This is a genomic window from Mycolicibacterium moriokaense, from assembly GCF_010726085.1.
Lineage (GTDB): Bacteria > Actinomycetota > Actinomycetes > Mycobacteriales > Mycobacteriaceae > Mycobacterium > Mycobacterium moriokaense.
Genome location: NZ_AP022560.1, coordinates 1,781,792 through 1,800,890 on the forward strand (window position 1 = coordinate 1,781,792; position 19,099 = coordinate 1,800,890).

General features: G+C 66.9%; 21 protein-coding genes. 6 read left to right on the forward strand and 15 right to left on the reverse strand.

What is annotated here, in order from left to right; all coding sequences use genetic code 11:
- Positions 1-6: 6 nt before the first annotated feature.
- From G6N43_RS08715 to G6N43_RS08730, 4 genes are all read right to left on the reverse strand, one after another.
- Positions 7-693, reverse strand: a complete 687-nt coding sequence (locus G6N43_RS08715; RefSeq protein WP_083148906.1) for a response regulator — start codon at positions 691-693, stop codon at positions 7-9.
- Complete coding sequence (locus tag G6N43_RS08720; RefSeq protein ID WP_083148905.1) at positions 690-2,231, reverse strand: sensor histidine kinase; 1,542 nt, start codon at positions 2,229-2,231, stop codon at positions 690-692. The genes G6N43_RS08715 and G6N43_RS08720 overlap by 4 nt, the downstream gene beginning before the upstream one ends.
- A complete protein-coding gene (locus G6N43_RS08725; protein WP_110810245.1) occupies positions 2,228-2,572 on the reverse strand; it encodes an alpha/beta fold hydrolase in 345 nt (114 codons plus the stop codon). The genes G6N43_RS08720 and G6N43_RS08725 overlap by 4 nt, the downstream gene beginning before the upstream one ends.
- Positions 2,573-2,635: 63 nt before the next feature.
- Positions 2,636-2,872 carry a hypothetical protein gene (locus G6N43_RS08730; protein WP_083148904.1) on the reverse strand — a complete coding sequence of 79 codons (237 nt, stop codon included), beginning with the start codon at positions 2,870-2,872 and terminating at the stop codon, positions 2,636-2,638.
- 238 nt (positions 2,873-3,110) lie between these two features.
- On the opposite strand from G6N43_RS08730, the gene G6N43_RS08735 reads away from it, so the two are divergent.
- Entirely contained in the window at positions 3,111-4,478 is a 1,368-nt protein-coding gene (locus tag G6N43_RS08735; protein WP_083148903.1) for a cation:dicarboxylate symporter family transporter, read from the forward strand.
- 133 nt (positions 4,479-4,611) lie between these two features.
- Positions 4,612-4,908: a hypothetical protein gene (locus G6N43_RS08740; protein ID WP_083148902.1), complete on the forward strand. Its 297-nt coding sequence runs from the start codon at positions 4,612-4,614 to the stop codon at positions 4,906-4,908.
- Positions 4,909-4,967: 59 nt separating this feature from the next.
- Here the strand turns inward: G6N43_RS08740 and G6N43_RS08745 are convergent, their stop codons facing one another.
- From G6N43_RS08745 to G6N43_RS08765, 5 genes are all read right to left on the reverse strand, one after another.
- Positions 4,968-5,285, reverse strand: a complete 318-nt coding sequence (locus tag G6N43_RS08745) for a hypothetical protein (protein WP_083149187.1) — start codon at positions 5,283-5,285, stop codon at positions 4,968-4,970.
- 17 nt (positions 5,286-5,302) lie between these two features.
- Positions 5,303-6,505, reverse strand: a complete 1,203-nt coding sequence (locus G6N43_RS08750) for a lipid-transfer protein (protein WP_083148901.1) — start codon at positions 6,503-6,505, stop codon at positions 5,303-5,305.
- A 134-nt stretch (positions 6,506-6,639) separates the two neighbouring features.
- The gene (locus tag G6N43_RS08755; protein ID WP_083148900.1) at positions 6,640-6,981 is read right to left on the reverse strand and encodes a DUF732 domain-containing protein; all 342 of its coding nucleotides are present in this window, start codon (positions 6,979-6,981) and stop codon (positions 6,640-6,642) included.
- A gap of 158 nt (positions 6,982-7,139) precedes the next feature.
- On the reverse strand, positions 7,140-8,891 hold the full coding sequence (locus G6N43_RS08760) for a serine/threonine-protein kinase (protein WP_083148899.1): 1,752 nt from the start codon (positions 8,889-8,891) through the stop codon (positions 7,140-7,142).
- 54 nt (positions 8,892-8,945) lie between these two features.
- The gene (locus G6N43_RS08765) at positions 8,946-10,085 is read right to left on the reverse strand and encodes a BTAD domain-containing putative transcriptional regulator (RefSeq protein ID WP_083148898.1); all 1,140 of its coding nucleotides are present in this window, start codon (positions 10,083-10,085) and stop codon (positions 8,946-8,948) included.
- Between the two features lie 78 nt (positions 10,086-10,163).
- On the opposite strand from G6N43_RS08765, the gene G6N43_RS08770 reads away from it, so the two are divergent.
- Positions 10,164-11,213 carry an NAD(P)H-dependent amine dehydrogenase family protein gene (locus G6N43_RS08770; RefSeq protein WP_083148897.1) on the forward strand — a complete coding sequence of 350 codons (1,050 nt, stop codon included), beginning with the start codon at positions 10,164-10,166 and terminating at the stop codon, positions 11,211-11,213.
- Positions 11,214-11,359: 146 nt separating this feature from the next.
- Here the strand turns inward: G6N43_RS08770 and G6N43_RS08775 are convergent, their stop codons facing one another.
- Genes G6N43_RS08775 through G6N43_RS08785 form a run of 3 tightly spaced genes read right to left on the reverse strand, consistent with a single transcriptional unit; the run spans position 11,360 to position 13,900 of the window.
- On the reverse strand, positions 11,360-12,106 hold the full coding sequence (locus tag G6N43_RS08775; RefSeq protein WP_083148896.1) for an SDR family NAD(P)-dependent oxidoreductase: 747 nt from the start codon (positions 12,104-12,106) through the stop codon (positions 11,360-11,362).
- On the reverse strand, positions 12,103-13,146 hold the full coding sequence (locus G6N43_RS08780; RefSeq protein ID WP_083148895.1) for a zinc-binding dehydrogenase: 1,044 nt from the start codon (positions 13,144-13,146) through the stop codon (positions 12,103-12,105). Before G6N43_RS08780 ends, G6N43_RS08775 begins: the two co-directional genes overlap by 4 nt.
- A 7-nt stretch (positions 13,147-13,153) precedes the next feature.
- The gene (locus G6N43_RS08785) at positions 13,154-13,900 is read right to left on the reverse strand and encodes an HAD family acid phosphatase (RefSeq protein WP_234809961.1); all 747 of its coding nucleotides are present in this window, start codon (positions 13,898-13,900) and stop codon (positions 13,154-13,156) included.
- 69 nt (positions 13,901-13,969) lie between these two features.
- Here G6N43_RS08785 and G6N43_RS08790 point away from each other — a divergent pair, with 69 nt between their 5' ends.
- Positions 13,970-14,827, forward strand: coding sequence for a patatin-like phospholipase family protein (locus tag G6N43_RS08790; RefSeq protein WP_083148894.1), 858 nt, complete (start codon positions 13,970-13,972; stop codon positions 14,825-14,827).
- A gap of 1 nt (position 14,828) precedes the next feature.
- Here the strand turns inward: G6N43_RS08790 and G6N43_RS08795 are convergent, their stop codons facing one another.
- Positions 14,829-15,758 carry a patatin-like phospholipase family protein gene (locus G6N43_RS08795; protein WP_083148893.1) on the reverse strand — a complete coding sequence of 310 codons (930 nt, stop codon included), beginning with the start codon at positions 15,756-15,758 and terminating at the stop codon, positions 14,829-14,831.
- Positions 15,759-15,773: 15 nt separating this feature from the next.
- On the reverse strand, positions 15,774-16,232 hold the full coding sequence (gene lpqV, locus G6N43_RS08800; RefSeq protein WP_083148892.1) for a lipoprotein LpqV: 459 nt from the start codon (positions 16,230-16,232) through the stop codon (positions 15,774-15,776).
- Positions 16,233-16,497: 265 nt separating this feature from the next.
- Between lpqV and G6N43_RS08805 the strand changes: the two genes are divergently transcribed.
- Positions 16,498-17,016, forward strand: a complete 519-nt coding sequence (locus tag G6N43_RS08805; RefSeq protein ID WP_083148891.1) for a cysteine dioxygenase — start codon at positions 16,498-16,500, stop codon at positions 17,014-17,016.
- Positions 17,013-17,402, forward strand: coding sequence for a rhodanese-like domain-containing protein (locus tag G6N43_RS08810; protein ID WP_083148890.1), 390 nt, complete (start codon positions 17,013-17,015; stop codon positions 17,400-17,402). Before G6N43_RS08805 ends, G6N43_RS08810 begins: the two co-directional genes overlap by 4 nt.
- Here the strand turns inward: G6N43_RS08810 and G6N43_RS08815 are convergent.
- A complete protein-coding gene (locus G6N43_RS08815) occupies positions 17,399-19,096 on the reverse strand; it encodes an alpha/beta hydrolase (RefSeq protein WP_083148889.1) in 1,698 nt (565 codons plus the stop codon). The two genes, G6N43_RS08810 and G6N43_RS08815, sit on opposite strands and share 4 nt — an antisense overlap.
- Between the last annotated feature and the right edge of the window lie 3 nt (positions 19,097-19,099).

Genomic DNA, 19,099 nt, shown 5'->3' on the forward strand with positions numbered 1-19,099 from the left:
AGGAATTCAGCGCCACTGGTAGCGGATCTTGGGTCGGCCGGCCTTGCCGTATTCCGTGTGACGGTCGACCGTCCCTTCGTCGGCGAGCCGTTCGAGGTATCGCCACGCCGTCACCCGTGACACGCCAATCTGCTTGGCGACTTCATCGGCCGTGATGCCGTCGACGGAATCCCGTACCGCACGGGCGATTTCGTCGTTGGTACCCGGCGCGGCACCCTTGGGCGCTGTGGCCCGGTCGGTCACCCGCAGTTCGGCCAGCGCCCGGTCGACCTCGGCCTGGCTGGCGGCATCGATGCCTGCGGGCAGGGCTTCGCGATAGCGACGGTAGCGATCCAGCCGGTCGCGGAACGCCGCGAACGTGAACGGCTTCAACAGATATGCCAGCGCTCCCTGTCCGACCGCTGCGCGCACCATCTCGAGATCGCGTTCCGAGGTGATCGCGATGATGTCGGGGTTCGGTCGTAACCCGGACAGCCCTGACGCCAGGGCGATCCCGCTGGCGTCGGGAAGCCCGATATCCAACAGCACCAGGTCGATCGGCGACTCGGTGGTGCTGACTTCCGCGGCGATGCGCATGGCGTCGCGTGCGGTGTGGGCGATACCTGCCACCGAGAAGCCCTCCAGCCGACCGAGATACGCTCGGTGAGCCTCCGCGATCAGTGGTTCGTCCTCGACGATGAGCACGTTGATCATGAGACCGTCACCGTCACGACGGACCCGTAGGTGACGTCGGTGCTCAGCGTGCCGTTGTGGCGCTTGACGACCTGGCTGACCAACGCCAGTCCGAGGCCGTGGTGGTCCGCGTCGCCCTTCGTGGAATAGCCACGCTGCATGGCCTTTTCGAAGGTATCGGCATCCATGCCCGGCCCGCTGTCGGCGACGCGCAACGTCAGCGTGCCGTCGACCATCTGCACGGTGACCTCGACCCATGGATCGTCGCGATCGCATGCGTCCATGGCGTTGTCGATGAGATTGCCGACCACCGTGACCATCTCTTGGCCGGTCAGCGGCAGCTCTTCGGAGTTCGACGGCAGGTGGGTGTCCTCGGTGATGGTCAGCTGGATGCCGCGTTCGTCGGCCTGAGCGGTCTTGCCGAGCAGCAGTGCGACCAGCGCGGGCTCGCCGACGGCGCTGGACAGCCGGTCGACGAGCTGCTGGGACAGCGCGAGTTCCTCGGTGGCGAATCGGACCGCATCGTCGGGCCGGCCCATCTCGACCATCGTGACGATGGTGTGCAGCTTGTTGGCGGCCTCGTGCGCCTGCGCGCGCAGGCTGTCGGTGAGCACCTTCAGCGAGCCGAGTTCGCCCAGCGCGCCCTGTAATTCGGTGCGGTCGCGGATCGTGACGACCTCCGAGGGGTGCTCGTCGGCGACACGGGACCTGTTCACCACCAGCACGCGGTCATCGGTGACGTGCACCTCATCGCGGGCACCCGGGTCGTACGTGCGCAGGAACCCGGGCAGGTCGTCGCTGTCGACCGGCCCTGGCGGCAGGGCGAGCAACCGGCGGGCCTCGTCGTTGACCAGCGCTACGCCGTTGCGGTCCAACACAATCAGGCCCTCGGACACCGAATGCAGGATCGCGTCGTGATGCTCGTACATGACCCGCAGCTCGTCGGGGCGCAGCCCATGCGTCTGGCGTAACAGGCGTCGGCGGATCAACCAGACGCCAGCCAGCGAAACGGCAAGTGCCGCAGCGCTTACCGCAGCGATGAGCGGCCATTGTGAGCGCCACCGCTCGGCCAGGCTGGTCTGCAGAATGCCAGCCGACACCAGGCCGACGATCGTGTCGTCTTTGTTGCGGACCGGTGCGACGGCGCGAATCGACGGACCCAATGTTCCCGTGTTGACCTCGGTGAACGTTTCGCCCTTTAGTGCGGGTTCGATGGTGCCGATGTACTTGCCGCCGATCTGCGACGGGTCGGTGTGGGTGAACCTGGTGCGGTCGGGCGCCATGATCGTGATGAAGGCGATGTCGGCGTGCCTACGGACGGCTTCGGTGACCGGCTGCAGAATCTCGGTGGCCCTGCCGGATTCGATCGCCTGCGCCGTCGACGGCGAGTCGGCCAGGGCGGTGGCAATGCCGATGACCTGCTCGCGCGCCGCCTCGTCGCCGTCGCGCCGGGCGTCGAACACTGCCAGCGCGCTGCCCGCCAGTACCACCACCGCGATGACGATGATCTGCAGGGTGATTGCCTGACCGGCCAGCGATCGCGGCCACACGTGGGTCAAGCGCGCAAATCCTTTGCGGCGAGCGCCCACGGGCCGCCTTCCGACCAGCCGGTCACACCGAATTCTTGGGCTCCCAGGGCGTCGGCGATGGTGACGAGGTCGTCGGCCCAGCCCGAATAGGTGCGGGTCTTCTGGTGGCTGGACCGTCCCATGCCCGGGCGGTCCACACAGATCAGCCGCAAGCCGTTACTGGTGGCGGCGTCAGCGACGAGGCGCGCCTCGAGTCTGCTGCTCGGGCCACCGTGATTGTGAATGACCAGCGGGCCCTCCTGCACCCCGACCTCCAGATACGCGAGCGTGCGGCCGTCAGGCGTCGTCACCGTCTGCGCGGAGTCGGGCATGGCGTAATGAAAGCAGTCCGCCGCCGGCCGAGCGGCCGAATCGGCCGGCGGGATCCGGCTCGGTCAGCCGCCCGTAGCCACGATCCGCATCAGACCGCCCGCATTCGTCGCGTGAACCTCACCCTTGCCTTGGCTCAGTCCTCTGTGCTGATGCGCAGGTCCGGTGTGCGACGACATGAGGTTTGGCACGGCCTGCACGGAGTCATTCGCGCTGGCGACCGCGGCCATTCCCAGGGCGCCCGCCGCGATTCCTGCGGCGGCAATTGGAGCCACGATGAAACGGGCGATGTTCTTCTTCATGTCAATTTCTCCTTCGGTGTTGTCGTGTTGTCGGCATTTCGGTGAAGTGCCCGAAACCGAAGGTAGGGACTGGCTGCCGGAGTGGCGCGCTTGTGCGCACAAGCCGCAGTATGCGCAATCCAGCGGCTTTTGCGCATTGTGCTCATCGGTGCTCGTCGGAACTAAATGAACTAAAGCGTGACCTGGCTCACGTTCTCCTCGACGCTATCTACAGTCCATTGCCGACCCGGAGGTAGTCATGACCGTCCTCGACCACACGCAACCCGCGGCGGATCCACCCCGCAAGCGGGACCGCACCCACTGGCTCTACATCGCGGTGATCGTCGCGGTGTTCGCCGGAGTCGCGGTCGGAATCCTGGCGCCCGACGTCGGCAAGAGCGTCGGCGTCCTCGGGACGATGTTCGTCGACCTGATCAAGATGATGATCGCGCCGGTGATCTTCTGCACGATCGTGTTGGGCATCGGATCGGTACGTAAGGCCGCGACCGTCGGCAAGGTCGGCGGGTTGGCGTTCGTGTACTTCCTCGTCATGTCCACCTTCGCGCTCGCGATCGGACTTGTGGTCGGCAACATCCTGCATCCCGGCACCGGGATGAAGCTCACCGAGAGCGCGGCGGGCAAGGGTGCCGAGCTGGCCGAAACCGCCCACGAGGCAGGCGGTCTCATGGATTTCGTGCGGGGCATCATTCCGGACACGCTGTTCGCGTCGCTGACCGCGGGCAGCGTGCTGCAGGCGTTGTTCGTCGCGCTGCTCGTCGGCTTTGCGTTGCAGGCGATGGGCAGCACGGGCGAACCGATCCTGCGCGGCATCGAGTACCTGCAGAAGCTCGTCTTCAAGATTCTCGTGATGATCCTGTGGCTGGCCCCGATCGGCGCGTTCGGTGCGATCGCCAACGTCGTCGGCCAGACCGGGTGGACCGCCGTGACACAACTGCTCGGCCTGATGCTCGGCTTCTACGTGACGTGCATCGTGTTCGTCTTCGGTGTGCTGGGCACGATCCTGCGTGTGGTCTCCGGGGTGTCGATATTCAAGCTGGTGCGTTATCTGGCGCGGGAGTACCTGCTGATCGTGTCGACCTCGTCGTCGGAGTCCGCGCTGCCGCGGCTGATCGCCAAGATGGAGCACCTCGGCGTCGAGCGGGGCACAGTTGGCGTGGTCGTGCCGACCGGCTACTCGTTCAACCTGGACGGCACTGCGATCTACCTGACCATGGCCTCGCTGTTCATCGCGGGTGCGCTCGGCGATCCGCTGTCGGTGCCGGAGCAGATCGGCCTGCTGGTGTTCATGATCGTCGCGTCCAAGGGCGCCGCCGGGGTGACCGGCGCCGGGCTGGCCACGCTGGCGGGCGGCCTGCAGAGCCACCGTCCCGACATGCTCGACGGCGTCGGACTGATCGTCGGCATCGACCGGTTCATGTCCGAGGCTCGCGCGTTGACCAACTTCTCCGGTAACGCCGTCGCGACCATCCTCGTCGGCTCGTGGACGAAGACCATCGACCGCGACCGGGTGAACACCGTGCTGCGCGGTGATGCTCCGTTCGATGAGCTGACGATGGTCGACGACGACCACGCCACTCGCGAGGAGCGGGTTCCCGCCCCGGCCTAGTCCCCTTCGCGCAGCTGGGGATTTCGGCGTCGGGAAAAGTTTTTCGAAATTGCGTTGAACCCCGTTGAGGGGTGTCCCGTCGTACGGCGTGAAGGCCACAGGGGCCAACACGAAAGACGAAGGGAGCGCGACAATGCGCGCAACGCTTTTGATCCTGACGGGACTCGCCGCTGCGGCGTGCGGACTGATCACGCTGCCCGCCGCCATTGCGTCGGCCCAGGAGTCCGCACAGCTGACCATCTCAACGCTCGAAGCACAGGGCTTCGACGTGAAGGTCAACCGCATCGGCAGCCTGCCGCTGAACCAGTGCGTCGTCACCGATATCGGAAACGTCAGGAACCGAACCGAATTGGTGCGTCGCGGCGATGATCTGATCGAGGTGGTCGCCCAACGCAACATCACCGTCACCGCCGATTGCTCGCGGCGCTGACCCTCTTGAAAAGAAGCCCGGCCGGACGAATCCGGCCGGGCTTCTTCAACGGTTCGAAATCAGTTGCGGCGTGAGCAATCCAGCGACACCGAGACGGGCTGGCTCGTCACCTGTGGGAACAGCACTCCGCCGTCAGGGCCGCCCCCGAGAAGCGGTACCAACTGGGTGAACTGGTGCGGGTTCCGGACGCTGGTGACCACGCATTCCGACAGCGGGGCGGTGCCGATCTTGTCGATCGTCACCGTGTACCCCTCCTTCTGCAGCTCCTGGATCGTGTCCTGCGCAGATTTGCCGTCGTCGGCCGACGCGGGGCCGGCCGAGGCCGTCAGCGCGCAGACAGCGAGAGCTCCGGTCGCGACTATCAATGTGGTCCGCATCGGCCCATTGTCGCCCATCAGCGCTCGGCGCGCTGATAAGCGGTCACAACTGCCGCACCGCCCAGCCCGATGTTGTGCTGCAGGGCGGCGTTGACGTTGTCGACCTGCCGCTTGTCGGCGGTACCGCGCAGCTGCCACGTCAGCTCGGCGCATTGCGCCAGGCCGGTGGCACCCAGCGGATGACCCTTGGAGATCAGCCCGCCCGACGGGTTGACCACCCAGCGACCGCCATAGGTGGTGTCGTTGTTGTCGATGAGCTTGGGCGCCTCGCCCTCGCCGCAGAGTCCCAGCGCCTCGTACAGCAGCAGTTCGTTGGCCGAGAAGCAGTCGTGCAGCTCGATCACCTGGAAGTCGGACGGCCCCAGCCCTGACTGGTCGTAAACCTTGTGCGCGGCTTGCACATTCATGTCGTAGCCGATGATGTTCTTGGCGCTGCCGTCGAACGTCGACTCGAAATCGGTGGTCATCGCCTGGCCGACGATCTCGACGGCCTGTCCCGCCAATCCGTGCTTGTCGACGAACGCCTCGCTGGCGAGAATCGCCGCGCCCGAGCCGTCGGAGGTCGGCGAACACTGCAGCTTGGTCACCGGGTCGGAGATCATCTTCGCCGCCAGGATGTCGTCGAGGGTGTACTCCTCCTGGAACTGCGCGTACGGATTGTTGACCGAGTGCTTGTGGTTCTTGTAGCCGATCTTCGCGAAATGCTCTGCGGTGGAACCGTGTTGGCGCATGTGTTCGCGGCCTGCCGCGGCGAACATCCACGGCGCGACCGGGAATGCGAACTCCTCCATCTCGGCCAGTGCCTTGATGTGACGTCCGAGCGGCGACTCGCGATCCTGGGCGCCGGCCTGCAGCGAACCGGGTTGCATCTTCTCGAAGCCGAGCGCGATGGTGCAGTCTGCCAGTCCACCCCGAATCGTCTGCGCGGCAAGGAACAACGCCGTCGAGCCCGTCGAGCAGTTGTTGTTCACGTTGACGATCGGGATGCCCGTCATGCCCAGTTCGTAGAGGGCCCGGTTGCCCGACGTCGAATCGCCCGAGCAGTACCCGACGAAGCCCTGCTCCACGTCGGAGAAGTCGATACCGGCGTCCTCGAGCGCCTTGGTGCCCGACTCGCGAGCCATGTCGGGGTAGTCCCAGCCTTCGCGGCGGCCTGGTTTCTCGAATTTCGTCATTCCGACGCCGACGACGAATACGCGGCCTTTTCCTGCGGTTGCCATGCCCAAGTCCCTTCGCTGTGTCTGCGAAACGACAGAAACACATGGCGAGGGAACTGTCTAGACCGCCTATCGGCCGAAGTGAGGACGCGGGGGCCCCGCCGCCGCAGCGAGGCCCCCGCGTGGCGGGAGGGGAGTTATCCGAAGATCGTCCGGTACTCGGGGCAGTAGTTGTGGACCGCGGAGACGACGAACGTCGCGACCTGGTCGGTGGTCAGGTCCGTCTCGCCCTTGATCTCCAGGCCGAGGTCGACGGGGTCGGCGCCGCCGTCGATGGCGGTGCAGACGTCGTGGGCGGCGTAGATCGCGCTCTGCGGGCTGTCGTAGCCGATGCCCTCGGCGCTGAGATCGGCGAGGAAGTTGTCGTCAGCCGAGCTCATCGCGCTGGCGGTGCCTGCGGCGGTGAAAGCGGCCAGTCCGAGCGCACCCGCGACGATGGCGGTGCCGGCGAACTTGGTGACTCCGTTGCGAGCGAACATGTGGACTCCTGATGTCGATTCCGTCCGGTGGTTTTCCGGGTCGACATCAGAGTCGGATAGCGGCCTTGATGGATCCTTGTCAGATTCTTGGCGGCTTCTTGGCGGTTTCGGCGTGCTCAGTCACGCTGAGCGAGACCCAGCACGCCGAAACCGCTATTTCAGGCGAACTTCAGCCACCACTCGTGCAGGCCGGCGAGGTCCGGGCCCTGCGCATCGCCGATCAACAGCTTCTCGTTGTAGGTCCATGTCACGTCCTGGCGGCCGTTGAAAACGCCGCAGGCGATCCGGCCCTCGACCTTGTCCGGCGTCTCGGTGTAGTGCCACGTCGTCGGCGAATCGGCGTTGCTGTTGGGGCACGGCACCAGGTCCGAGTTCGCGGCGACGGAGTCGTCGAAGGCCCGGTCCAGGGCGGCCTGGTCGGCGAACAGCGAATACCGGGCATTCTCGGGGCCGCCCTCGGGTGACGCCGGACCGCAGTCGACGGTCGCAAGGGCGCCCGTCGCGGGCGGGCTCGCCGGCTCGCACACACCGGCGTCGTAGCCGCGCGGCAGCGCCGCCATCAGCTTCGCTTCGAACGAGTCCGGATTCTGTGTCGGCGTCGTCGTGCGTGGCGTGCGCCTGGTGGTCCGTTCGCTGGTCATTGTCGTCGTGCTGGTGTCCGACGTACCCATGCCCGACGTCGACGAGTCGTTCCCGCCGACGATCCACCAGATCCCGAGGCCACCGAGGACCAGCACGAACACCGCGGCGACGGCCGCCAGCGGAATCCACGGAACCTTCGACCCACCCGACGACGGCGGACCGGGGGGCGGCGGTGTGGCCGACCACATGGGCCCGCTCGGCGGCCCGATCGGCCCACTCGGCGGGGGACCGGTGTGGAACGCCGCGGGTCGAGGGCCCGACGGCGGCGGGGGTGGCTGTGCGACGGGGTAAGACCCCGGCGTCGGCGGTGACCCCGGCGGCGGCGTGTGAGACACCGAGTAAGGCGGCGGGGTGGGCAACGGCGTCGGCGGCACGGGCCTGGTCGCGGCCTCGCTGCGCTGCAGGATGGTCGCCGCCTGATCCTGCTCCTGATGGGTCAGCGCAGCGGTTGCGGCCGCCGCCAGATCACCCGCACTGGCGTAGCGATCCTCCGGCTTCTTCGCCATGCCGCGGGCGATCACCTCGTCGAATCTGCCCGGAATTCCCGGCCGTTCCACGCTGGGCTTGGGGATGGGGTGCATCAGGTGCGCGGTGATGATGACGCTGACGCTGTCACCGGGATACGGCTGACCACCAGTGAGGCATTCGTGCAGCACGCACGCCAACGCATAGATGTCAGCGCGGTAGGTGACCTCATCGCGGGTGAACCGCTCGGGAGCCATATAGGCGTATGTGCCGACCGCCGTGCCGAGTTCGGTGAGCTTCTCGTCGGTGGCGGCGTTGGCGATGCCGAAGTCGACCAGGTACGCGAAGTCGTCGCGGGTGATGATGATGTTCTCGGGCTTGACGTCGCGGTGCATCACTCCGCTTTCGTGCGCCGCGTCGAGCGCCGACGCGATCTGCCGCACGATCGCCACGGCCCGCGCGGGCGTCAACGGCCCGTACGCCTTGAGCATCTTGCGAAGGTCTTGGCCCTCGATCATGCGCATGTCGACGTAGAGCAGCCCGTCGATCTCGCCGTAGTCGTGGATCGGGACGACATGGGGTTCCTGCAGCCGTCCGGCCGAATGCGCTTCGCGCTGCAGCCGCTTACGGAAGACCGGATCGTTGGACGCCGACTCGGGCAACAGCTTCAGCGCGACGATGCGGTCCTTGACAGTGTCCTCGGCCTCGTAGACCTCTCCCATGCCGCCCTTGCCCAGCAGCCGACGCAGTCGGTACGGGCCGATCTGCGTACCAACGCGTGACTCCTTTTCGGCGTCGCTCACCGGGGGCCTCTCCTCAGGGGGTGTCTTGCCGGGCAAACACACCCTAATGCCGCACTACGCCGAGCGCGGCTCGATCTCGAACGTGAACTCGTGATCGCAAATGCGGATCTTGTCGCCGTCGCCCAGCGTCGCGGTGCCCCGAATCCGCTCTCCCCGCACGTCAATGCCGTTGGCCGAGCGCAGATCGGTGATGACGAAGCTGGTTCCGGTATCGATGATCACAGCGTGATGACGGCTGACATTGCTGTCGTCGAGCACGATGTCGTTATCGGAGAGCCGCCCGATCCTGGTGGCCGTCGCCGTCAACGGATAGGCGGGTCCGGCCGCCGACCGCAGCGTCGCCAGCGCCGCCGTCGATTGGACCGAGGTCCGCATGTCGATGTCGCTGATCTGGTGTACCGCCGTGGTCTTCGCGGCGCCTTTGAGGTCCAACGACTCCTGCCGCAGGATCTTTTCGTGCAGCGCACGGACGGTCGGCCCCGGGTCGATGCCCAGGTCTTCGGCCAGCGTCGACTTCAGCCGTTGGTAGGCGTCCAGCGCCTCGGACTGGCGTTCGGCCGCGTAGTAGGCGGTGATCAGCTGCGCCCACAACGGCTCGCGGTACGGGTACTCCACCGTCAGGCTCTCGAGCTCGCCGATCACGGCATACGCACGCCCGCAAGCGATTTCGGCTTCGGCACGGGCGGTGTGCGCCACCACCTTGTCTTCCGTGAGCGCCGTGGCGAACACATTGACGAACTGGAAGGTACGCAGGTCGTCGAGGACGGGGCCGCGCCACTCGGCCAGTGCGTTGGTCAGGTGGCGGCTGGCCTCCTCGAAGCGGCCCGCCGCGGCGGCGTGCACCCCGGCGGCCTTCTCGGCCACGAATCGGCCGATATCGCAGTCGGAGTCGGGAACGTTGAGCCGGTATCCGGGTGGGGCGTTGACCAACATCGTCTTCGGATCCGCGCCCGCTGCGCTGATCAGCTTGCGCAGATTGGAGATGTAGGAGTGCAGGCTGGCCCTGGCCTCCGGCGGCGGCCCCTCCTCCCACGCCGCGGTGATCAGGGCATCGATCGACACCGGCCGGTTTCGATTCATCACCAGCATCGCCAGCACGGCCCGCAGTTTGGGGGTGCCCAGCGTGATCGGCGCGCCGTCGGCCGTCATCTGCAGGGGCCCCAGCACGCCGAATCCGATCTTGATCGAAGCCATCGCGCCAATTGTCACCCCCACGGGGCGAGAAGTGGTGTAGACCGGAATAGAACGTGTTCTAGTTTTTAAGGAGGCGGTATGGCTCTGAAGGTCGTGCAGTGGGCGACGGGTGGTGTCGGAGTCGCCGCCATCAAGGGCGTGTTCGAGCATCCTGACCTCGAAATCGTGGGCTGCTGGGTGCACTCGGCGGACAAGGCGGGCAAGGACGTCGGCGAGCTCATCGGTGGCGAGCCGATCGGCGTCACGGCGACCAACAGCGTCGACGAAATCCTCGCGCTGGACGCCGACGCGGTCATCTACTCGCCGCTGCTGCCCAACCCCGACGAGGTCGCCGCCCTGCTGCGTTCCGGGAAGAACGTGGTGACCCCGGTCGGGTGGGTTTATCCCAGCGAGCGGCAGTCGGCGGCCCTTCGCGATGCGGCGCTCGAGGGTAATGCGACGCTGCACGGCACCGGAATGGCGCCCGGCGGCATCAGCGAGAAGTTTCCGCTGCTGTTCTCGGCGTTCTCGACCGGTGTGACATTCGTTCGTGCCGAGGAGTTCTCCGACCTGCGCACGTATGAAGCGCCCGACGTCGTGCGCCATGTCATGGGTTTCGGCGAGGTTCCCGACAAGGCTCTCAGCGGACCGATGCAGAAGCTGCTCGACGGGGGCTTCATCCAGGCCGTGAAGATGATCGTCGACAAGGTCGGCTTCAACGCCGATCCGAAAGTGCGCTCGTCACAGGAGATCGCGGTCGCCACGGGTCCGATCGAATCGCCGATCGGCGTGATCGAGCCCGGCCAGGTCGCAGGCCGCAAGTTCCACTGGGAGGCGCTCGTCGGCGACAAGGTCGTCGTCCGCGTCACCGTGAACTGGCTGATGGGCGAGGAAAAGCTCGATCCCGCATGGACATTCGGCCCCGAAGGGCAGCGGTACGAGATGGAGATCCAGGGAAATCCCGACATCTCGATCACGGTGAAAGGCTTCCAGTCCGCCGTCGGTGGCGAGGGGCCGGAATACGGCATCGTCGGCACCGCAGCGCATTGCGTGAACTCGGTGCCTGCCGTCTGCGCCGCAGCGCCCGGGATCGCCACGTACCTGGACCTACCGTTGATCAGCGGTAAGGCCGCGCCCGCGCTGAGCTAGCTCGTATCGAGGGCCGGACCGGACGTTGCCTATTGGGGTCCTACGGCCGAGATTGAACACAGGGTCGTCTCGCCGATCAACAGCCATGAGTGCAATCTCGGTCATAGGACTGCAAATCGGACATGGTCGCCCCCGTTTGCACTGAGCTAATCGCGCGGCAGGATGCCGCCGTCGAGGGTGATGACCTTGTTGGTCAGATAACCGCTGCGCAGCATGGCGATTGCCATGTCGGCAACCTCGTCGGGACGACCGATGCGGCCGACGGGGATCGGGACCGGGGGAGTGCCGGTCTCCAGGTCGGCCGGAAACATCTTCGTCTCGCCCACCAGGGCTGGCGCCAGGCTGTTGACCGTGACGCCGTCGGCCGCGACGCGCGGTGCCAGGTGGTGCATGAGGCCATGCAGTCCCGCCTTGCTCGCCGCATAGTGGGCGCCGACCACACCGCCGGTCAGGGCGGCGACCGACGAGATGAACAGGATGCGCCCGTACTTGCGCTCGACCATCGCGGGCAGCACCTGCTGCGCCAACAACCACGGGGAGGTCAGGTTGACCGCCAGCGTCGCATTCCAGGACGCCAGATCGATTTTGCGCCAACCCTTTACGTCGGCCGTACCCGCATTGGCCACGAGCAGGTCGACGGGGCCCAGCTCCGCGTTGGCGTGCGCGACGAGGTCAGCGGCCGCCGAGGGATCGGACAGGTCAGCCGCGACGACGGTCACCCGGCGGCCCAGTTCGCGGGCGTAGGCCGCGGCCACCTCGGCGTCGTCGGCGTTGCGCCCGTAGGACAGGCACAGATCGGCACCCTCGTCGGCGAGCCGGCGCGCAATCGCCTTACCGATGCCGCCGGACGCGCCGGTCAGCAGCGCGACGCGGCCGGCCAGCGCCCCCGTCACGGCTGAACCAGGATGCGGATCGGGTTGCCCTCCTGCCGTTCCAGCCGCTCGATGCCGACGCTGACGTCATCGAGTGCGACGATGTCGCTGATCGAACGCGAGATGTCCAGGCGCCCAGTCGAAACCAATGTCGCCAAGGTGGCGATATCGACGTTCTGGTAGCCGAGGTGGCCCAGCACGTGTTTCTGCGTCAGCCCGAACATGCTGGTCGGTCCGACGGTCGGAGATTCGGCGCTCATTCCGACGGCGACCAGCCGGCCGCCCACCGTCAGGCTGTCGAGAGCCTGTTCGAACGTCGACTTCAGGCCGACCGCGTCGAAGGCGACGTCGAGCTTGCGGCCCCCTGTCACGTCGGCGATCTTTTCGCCAAGTCGATCGTCGCGCGCGTCGAACGCGTGGTCGGCGCCCAGGGCGAGCGCGCGTTCGAGCACTTCGGGTTTGATGTCGACGGCGATCACCGGCACGGCGCCGACCAGCCGCGCGAGTTGCACGATGTGGGTACCGACGCCGCCGACGCCCCACACACCGACCGATTCCCCGATGCCGACCTTGCCGGTGCGCACCACCGCGCCGAACGGCGTCGACACCGCATCGGCCAGGATGGCCGCCTGCTCCAACGGGACGTTGTCGGGAACCCGGGTCAGGCCGAACGCCTGCGCGACGGTGTATTCCGCCCATCCGCCGTCGTAGGCGAACGCCATCAACTGGATGGCCAGGCAGTTGGTCACGTCGCCGCGGCGGCAGTTCACACATCCCATGCACGGGCGGCCAGCCGCGACGACCACGCGGTCGCCCTCCTTCCAGCCGGTGACGTCGGGTCCGAGCTTGGCGATCGTGCCCGACGCCTCATGACCCTGGGTCACCACGGGCAGCATTGCCGGGAAGGTGCCGTTGATAAGGCTGAGGTCGGAGTGGCAGATGCCGCAGAACGCGACCTTGACCAAGACCTCGCCGGGCCCGGGCTCCGGTATCGGAACATCCTCCACCGCAATGGTCTTCGAGTCGGCATAGAAGCGCTGCGCCCGCATTGTGTCGACCATGTCACTCCTAGGGGATGCGGTAGAAGGGATTCGGAAGCAGGTAGGTCTGTTGGGCGAAACCACCGGCGAGGTCGGATGGCTGATCCCCGATGTTGGCGATGATCGTGTAACCTTCCGCCTCGATCGCGGCCCGCTGCGGCGCCTTGAAGTCAGCGGCGGAAACATAGTGGGCGCCAGTCGGTTCCATGATCAGACGCTCATATCCGGCGTAGCCGGTGTTCAGCAGATTACGTTCGGTGGAGGCGCGCTGAGATTCATCGCGGCCGGTGATGAAGAAGATCGTCGCGCCGCGCTCTTTCGCAGTGTTGAAGACGTCCATCGTCGGTGGAATCATCGTCGACCGCCCGCTCAGGTCCCATGCCAGCCAGCCGCAGGGTCCCTCGGGCAGCTGGTCGCACGGCCCGGTGCCGAAACGGCCGAAGTCGTTGGCCTTGATGGCTTCCCAGTTCGACAACGCGGTTTCGTCGACGTCGAACACCACCGCCGGGCGGGCGACGCGCGGGGCCTGCTCGTTGATCCACGCGATCGCGGGCGCGGCGGCCTGCTGCAGGTTCGTCAGGTAGGCACCGCTGTCGTAGTACGCGACGGCCTCGCGCTTGAGGTCGCCGACGTTGGCCGGCTGGACGGGCGACGGGATGATCGGCGCAGGTGGTGCGGGAGGCTGGGCGAGCACGGCCGGACAGCTCGCGAGGATCACCGCGGCGGCGCCGATGGCGGTGACGACGGCGGTGACGAAACCCCTACCGGGCATCATGGCTCGACCTTAACGCCCGCGCGGACCCGCGAACCGGCCGGTACCGCGGCGTTTGGCACACTCGCAGCCGTGACGACGAAACGGGCGCTGGTGCTCGCCGGTGGTGGGCTGGCCGGTATTGCGTGGGAGACAGGCATTCTGCGTGGCATCGCCGACGAATCACCAGCGACGGCGGAAGCGCTGCTGAACACCGAGGTCCTCGTGGGAACGTCGGCGGGGTCGACGGTCGCCGCCCAGCTCGTCAGTGGGCTCGGTCTTGACGAGTTGTTCGAACGGCAGACCGCGGCGACGTCGACCGAGCTCAGCCCGAGGATCGGTGTCGACGAGATCACCGAGTTGTTCGTCGCCGCCATGCTGCAGCCGGGCGCGACGACCACTCAGAAGCTGCAGAAGATCGGTGCGATCGCGCTGTCGGCCGAGACCGTCCCCGAGTCCGTCCGGCGCGATGTGATCGCCAACCGGCTGCCGAGCCACGATTGGCCGGAGCGCGACGTGCGTATCTCCGCGATCGACACCGCGACAGGCGAACTCGTGTCCTTCGACGCATCGTCGGGGGTCAGCCTCGTCGACGCGGTGGCCGCCAGCTGTGCCGTACCCGGTGCCTGGCCGCCGGTTACGATCGGCGACCGGCGCTACATGGACGGCGGAGTCGGCAGCACCGTCAACATGTCCCTGGCTGCCGACTGCGATGCAGCCGTCGTCCTTGTGCCGCAAGGCAAGTCATCGCCGTCACCGTTCGGCGACGGAACTGCCGCCGAGATCGAGGCGTTCGCCGGCGCGACGTATGCGGTGTTCGCCGACGACGAGGCGCTGGCGGCCTTCGGTCCGAACCCGCTCGATCCCGCATGCCGAGTGCCGTCCGCCTTGGCGGGGCGTCAGCAGGGCAGGCGGGTGGCGGCAGAGGTCGCCGACTTCATCGGTCGCTGAATCACGTTTTGGCAGAGGCGGTCTCGGGCTTCTCCAACCCGTCGAGCACCGTCGCCGTAAGTTCGCGGCCGATGTCGATGACTTCGCTTGCGCGGTAGAACTCGAGGCTGCGGCACGCGGTCCGCGGCACCTCGATCAACACATCGGGGGGATATGCCGCCAAGGTGTGACGGGCCAGCGCCGCCTGCGCGATGTCGATCGTCCGGTTCATCACCTCGAAGCTGCCGAGCCGTGGCACCTCCTTCTGGGGTTCGATGAGTTTGTCCTCGGCCTCATCGGACTGGGCCGCGTCGAACAGCGCGGTCGTACTGCGCCACACACGTCCCAGCCATTCCGCGGTGGGCCTGGGTTCGGAGTCCTCGGGCTCCTCGCCACCCGCCTCGCTGCCGGCCAGGCTCACCGCGATCGTGAGATCGGCGTTGGCGGCGGCTATCGGCGCCATGGGCAGCGGGTCGAGGATGCCGCCGTCGGCCAGGAGCCGGCCGTCGAGCACATGCGGTGCGATCACTCCCGGGATCGCGATCGACGCCCGGATCGCGTGGTCGACGGGCCCGCGCTGCAGCCACACCGACTTCCCCGAGAGCAGGTCGGTGCTGACCGCCGTATAGGGGATCGGAAGCTCCTCGATCTTCACTTCGCCGAGGATGTCGCGGACCGCGTCGAGGATCTTCTCGGCGCGCAACGCCCCGGCGGCCGTGATCTTCGGATCGAGAAGTCGAAGTATGGAGCGCTGGGTCAGCGACCTCGCCCAGTCGGCGAAATCGTCGAGCTTGCCCGCCGCTTGCAGGCCTCCGACGAGCGCACCCATCGACGATCCCGCGATGCCGACGATCTCGTAACCGCGGTCCTGCAGTTCGTCGATGACGCCGATGTGGGCGTACCCGCGAGCCCCTCCGCTGCCGAGGGCAAGGGCGACTCGCTTGCCAGCCATAAGGCCATTCTGCGCCTAACCGCAGAGTGCGTCGGCAGCAGCCTGAGCTGCCACGATCACTGCGGCCTGGCGCTGCGGAGGCAGCTGGGACCACGGGATGTCAAACGTGCCCGGGCCTGGTGCGTCGGAGGTCTGCACATTCTTCAGATACGGCTCGAGTTGCGCCTTGAGGTCACCGCCCTGCTGTTGCATCCAGTCGCGCGCGGCCGTGCACGCCTTGAAGTACTCGTCCTCCGTGGAGTCCGCGGGAGCTCCGACGGCCGTGGTGACACCGTCCGGGGATACGGCGACCTCGCCGGGGGCCGCGGTGGGGGTGTCTTGGGTTTCCGTGGTCTTCGATGCCGTCGTGGTCGTCTCGGCCGGCGACGGCGTGGCTGGCTCGCTCCCGATTCCGGACGAGCACCCGGTGCCCACGGCCAAGGCGACGATCATGACCGCCGCCGCGTCGACGGCGTGTCGAGAGTGCCTGCCCATGCCAGTCAATCTAGGCAATGCCTCGCACGCGGATCGTCGCACCCGTGCACTTCGGCTCACCGTGAATCTAGCTGCGGGCCCGACAAACCACTCCCTGAACAGCGGCTTCCATCCGCGCTGGTATGGGTTCGTGCGTCGTCGGACTTCAGCCACCTGTCTTCGTGCCAGACTTGCGGCCGTGACGACCGGAGACGTGCGCATCTGCCGCAGGGACTGTTGCGCCTGACGCGCCTGCCCCTGTCCGTCCGTCACTCCTGGAGTTCGCATGGTTACCGCCATCTCGCTGCCGACCCGACTGCGCCCGCCCGATCTGCTGCATGCCACCGACCGCTACGCCGATGACGTGCTTTCCGGCCGCTACGACCGCCTGCTGCCCGCGGGTGGGCTACCGACGACCGAACGCTGGTTCACCCGGCTGCACGGCGAAGACGAGCTCGACGTCTGGCTCATCAGCTGGGTCCCGGATCGTTCGACCGAGCTGCACGACCACGGTGGCTCCCTCGGCGCATTGACCGTGGTGTCCGGTGCGCTGCAGGAAACCCGTTGGGACGGCCAGACGCTCAGGCATCGACGCCTCACCGCCGGGGATCAGGCGGCGTTTCCGCTCGGCTGGGTGCACGACGTGGTGTGGGCGCCCGACCGGGACACCTCGGCGCCGATCGTCCCGACTCTGAGCGTGCACGCCTACTCGCCGCCGTTGACCGCGATGTCCTACTACGAGGTGACACCGCGAAAAACGCTGCGCCGCAACCGTACTGAACTCACCGATGAGCCGGAAGGATGACGTCAGTCTCGGAGGCTAGCCGCATCGACCGCATCCTGGACGACGCCCGTGCCCGGCTGCGCAGACTGACCGCACAGGAAGTGCCCACTGCGTTGGCCCGCGGCGCGATCCTGGTCGACATCCGGCCGCACGCCCAGCGCGAGCGTGAGGGTGAGGTCTCGGCGGCACTGGTGATCGAACGCAACGTGCTCGAGTGGCGCTGCGACCCGACGAGCGACGCCCGACTGCCGCAGGCCGTGGACGACGACGTCGAATGGGTCGTGCTGTGCTCTGAGGGCTACACCTCGAGCCTGGCCGCGGCGTCTCTGCTCGATCTGGGTCTGCACCGCGCCACTGACATCATCGGCGGCTATCACGCGCTGAAGGCCGAAGGCGTTCTGGTCTAAGCGTTTTCGTCGTTGCTGAGCAGCGGCCGCAATTTCTCCGTCTTCTCCGGCGTCCAGCCCGGCGGCTGGAGGATGTCCGCCCAGGCGTTGGCGACGTCCTTGACGTAGACGTGGCCGTGGCCGTCGGGCACGTCAACCGCCACCGCCATGTCCGCGGACACCTGAAGGAACGTCACGATCGGGATCCACTGCATGCGCCCCGACACGTCGTATCCGCGTGGTTCCTTGAGCCAATCCGGTTCGGCGAACAGCAGATCCGGGTTCCACCAGGCGATGGGGTCGGACGCATGCTGCAGGTACACCACCCGCGGATGGCCCCACGGATCGTCGGGCCGGTTGAGGTTCTCCGACCTCGCGGCGAAGCGGACGTTCTCACCCTTGTCGAAGATGGGTAGCCACTCCGGCGAGCCCGCGTCGCGGTTGCGGGTCAGTTGGGTCCAGATCGTGTTGTTGAAGGTCGGGCCGGAGAACAGCGCGCCGTCGGTGCGGGCGATGAGGTTGTTGAGAGCCAGGAACGGCGCCTCGCCGCCGAACGAGCCCAGGCTCTCACCGAACACCACCAGTCGTGGCCGCTCCGCCTCGGGCATCTCGCGAATCAGCCCGTCGACAGCCTCGAACAGCGCCTGACCGGCCTGTCGCGCGTTCTCCTTGTCGACGAGGAACGACAGCCAGCTCGGCAGGAACGAGTACTGCATGGACACGATCGCCGTGTTGCCGTTGTACATGTACTCCAGCGCCGACGCCTCGGCCTCGTTGATCCAGCCGGTGCCGGTCGTGGTGGCGACGGCGACCACCTCACGATCGAGACCGCCCTTGCGCTGCAACTCCTGGGCCGCCAGTGCGGCGGTCGCTTTGATGCCGTCGGCGGAGTGCAGTCCCGCATAGGTCCGGATCGGCTCCATGGCGGGTTTGCCGTTGAACTCGGTGAGCTCCTCGACCGTGGGGCCCGCCGAGACGAACACCCGCCCCTGATGACCCAACGATTCCCACGTGACCGCCGAGCCCGGCCCGCCCGAACGCAACGGCGACGTCGGCGGTCCGAACTCCGGATCGGTCTCGTCGTTGGCCGCCGCGAACGTCTTGTTCAGAGCGCTCATGCCGAAACGCACCACGACACCGTTGAGCAGCGCGATGCTCAGGGCGAGGAGCAGGGCAACGACGATAACTGCCGAGATACGGGGCGGTGCAACGCGATTGAGCTGGCGCACCAGAAAACGTACGAGTCTGCCGATGAGCTGACCGATCTCGACGAAGATAAACAGCACCACGATCGACAGGAACGCACACCACGGGTAGTCCCAGAACTCCAGGCGCGCTACGCCGTTGAGGTCGCGCACCTCGTCCTGCCAGCGGTGGAAGTAGAAGATCATCAGGAGCATGCCGACGGCCCCGACGACCAAGAGCCCAAGCCAGGCCCGGCGCGGTGCCGGCGGACTGGTGTCCTTCGATCGCATGTAGCGCCACAGCCATACCGCGAACACGCCGAGGCCGTAGCCGATCGCGCCCGCGGCACCGCTGACGATGCCCTGGAACAACGGCCCGCGCGGCAGCAGCGACGGCGTCAGGGACAGCCAGATGAAGACCAGGCCCAGTGCCGTTCCGGTGAAGGTGTAGTGACGCACCCACCACGGACGCTTGGGTGGCGCTTCCTCCTGCGGCGGTGCGTCCTCGACGGCCTCAGCGGTGTCTGTCACCCA

What these genes read in the sequence shown, in the direction of transcription:
- G6N43_RS08715 (WP_083148906.1), bottom strand. Translation starts at nt 693, where the DNA reads ATGATCAACGTGCTCATCGTCGAGGACGAACCACTGATCGCGGAGGCT.
- G6N43_RS08725 (WP_110810245.1), bottom strand. Translation starts at nt 2,572, where the DNA reads ATGCCCGACTCCGCGCAGACGGTGACGACGCCTGACGGCCGCACGCTC.
- G6N43_RS08730 (WP_083148904.1), bottom strand. Translation starts at nt 2,872, where the DNA reads ATGAAGAAGAACATCGCCCGTTTCATCGTGGCTCCAATTGCCGCCGCA.
- G6N43_RS08735 (WP_083148903.1), top strand. Translation starts at nt 3,111, where the DNA reads ATGACCGTCCTCGACCACACGCAACCCGCGGCGGATCCACCCCGCAAG.
- G6N43_RS08740 (WP_083148902.1), top strand. Translation starts at nt 4,612, where the DNA reads ATGCGCGCAACGCTTTTGATCCTGACGGGACTCGCCGCTGCGGCGTGC.
- G6N43_RS08745 (WP_083149187.1), bottom strand. Translation starts at nt 5,285, where the DNA reads ATGCGGACCACATTGATAGTCGCGACCGGAGCTCTCGCTGTCTGCGCG.
- G6N43_RS08750 (WP_083148901.1), bottom strand. Translation starts at nt 6,505, where the DNA reads ATGGCAACCGCAGGAAAAGGCCGCGTATTCGTCGTCGGCGTCGGAATG.
- G6N43_RS08755 (WP_083148900.1), bottom strand. Translation starts at nt 6,981, where the DNA reads ATGTTCGCTCGCAACGGAGTCACCAAGTTCGCCGGCACCGCCATCGTC.
- G6N43_RS08765 (WP_083148898.1), bottom strand. Translation starts at nt 10,085, where the DNA reads ATGGCTTCGATCAAGATCGGATTCGGCGTGCTGGGGCCCCTGCAGATG.
- G6N43_RS08770 (WP_083148897.1), top strand. Translation starts at nt 10,164, where the DNA reads ATGGCTCTGAAGGTCGTGCAGTGGGCGACGGGTGGTGTCGGAGTCGCC.
- G6N43_RS08780 (WP_083148895.1), bottom strand. Translation starts at nt 13,146, where the DNA reads ATGGTCGACACAATGCGGGCGCAGCGCTTCTATGCCGACTCGAAGACC.
- G6N43_RS08785 (WP_234809961.1), bottom strand. Translation starts at nt 13,900, where the DNA reads ATGATGCCCGGTAGGGGTTTCGTCACCGCCGTCGTCACCGCCATCGGC.
- G6N43_RS08795 (WP_083148893.1), bottom strand. Translation starts at nt 15,758, where the DNA reads ATGGCTGGCAAGCGAGTCGCCCTTGCCCTCGGCAGCGGAGGGGCTCGC.
- lpqV (WP_083148892.1), bottom strand. Translation starts at nt 16,232, where the DNA reads ATGGGCAGGCACTCTCGACACGCCGTCGACGCGGCGGCGGTCATGATC.
- G6N43_RS08805 (WP_083148891.1), top strand. Translation starts at nt 16,498, where the DNA reads ATGGTTACCGCCATCTCGCTGCCGACCCGACTGCGCCCGCCCGATCTG.
- G6N43_RS08810 (WP_083148890.1), top strand. Translation starts at nt 17,013, where the DNA reads ATGACGTCAGTCTCGGAGGCTAGCCGCATCGACCGCATCCTGGACGAC.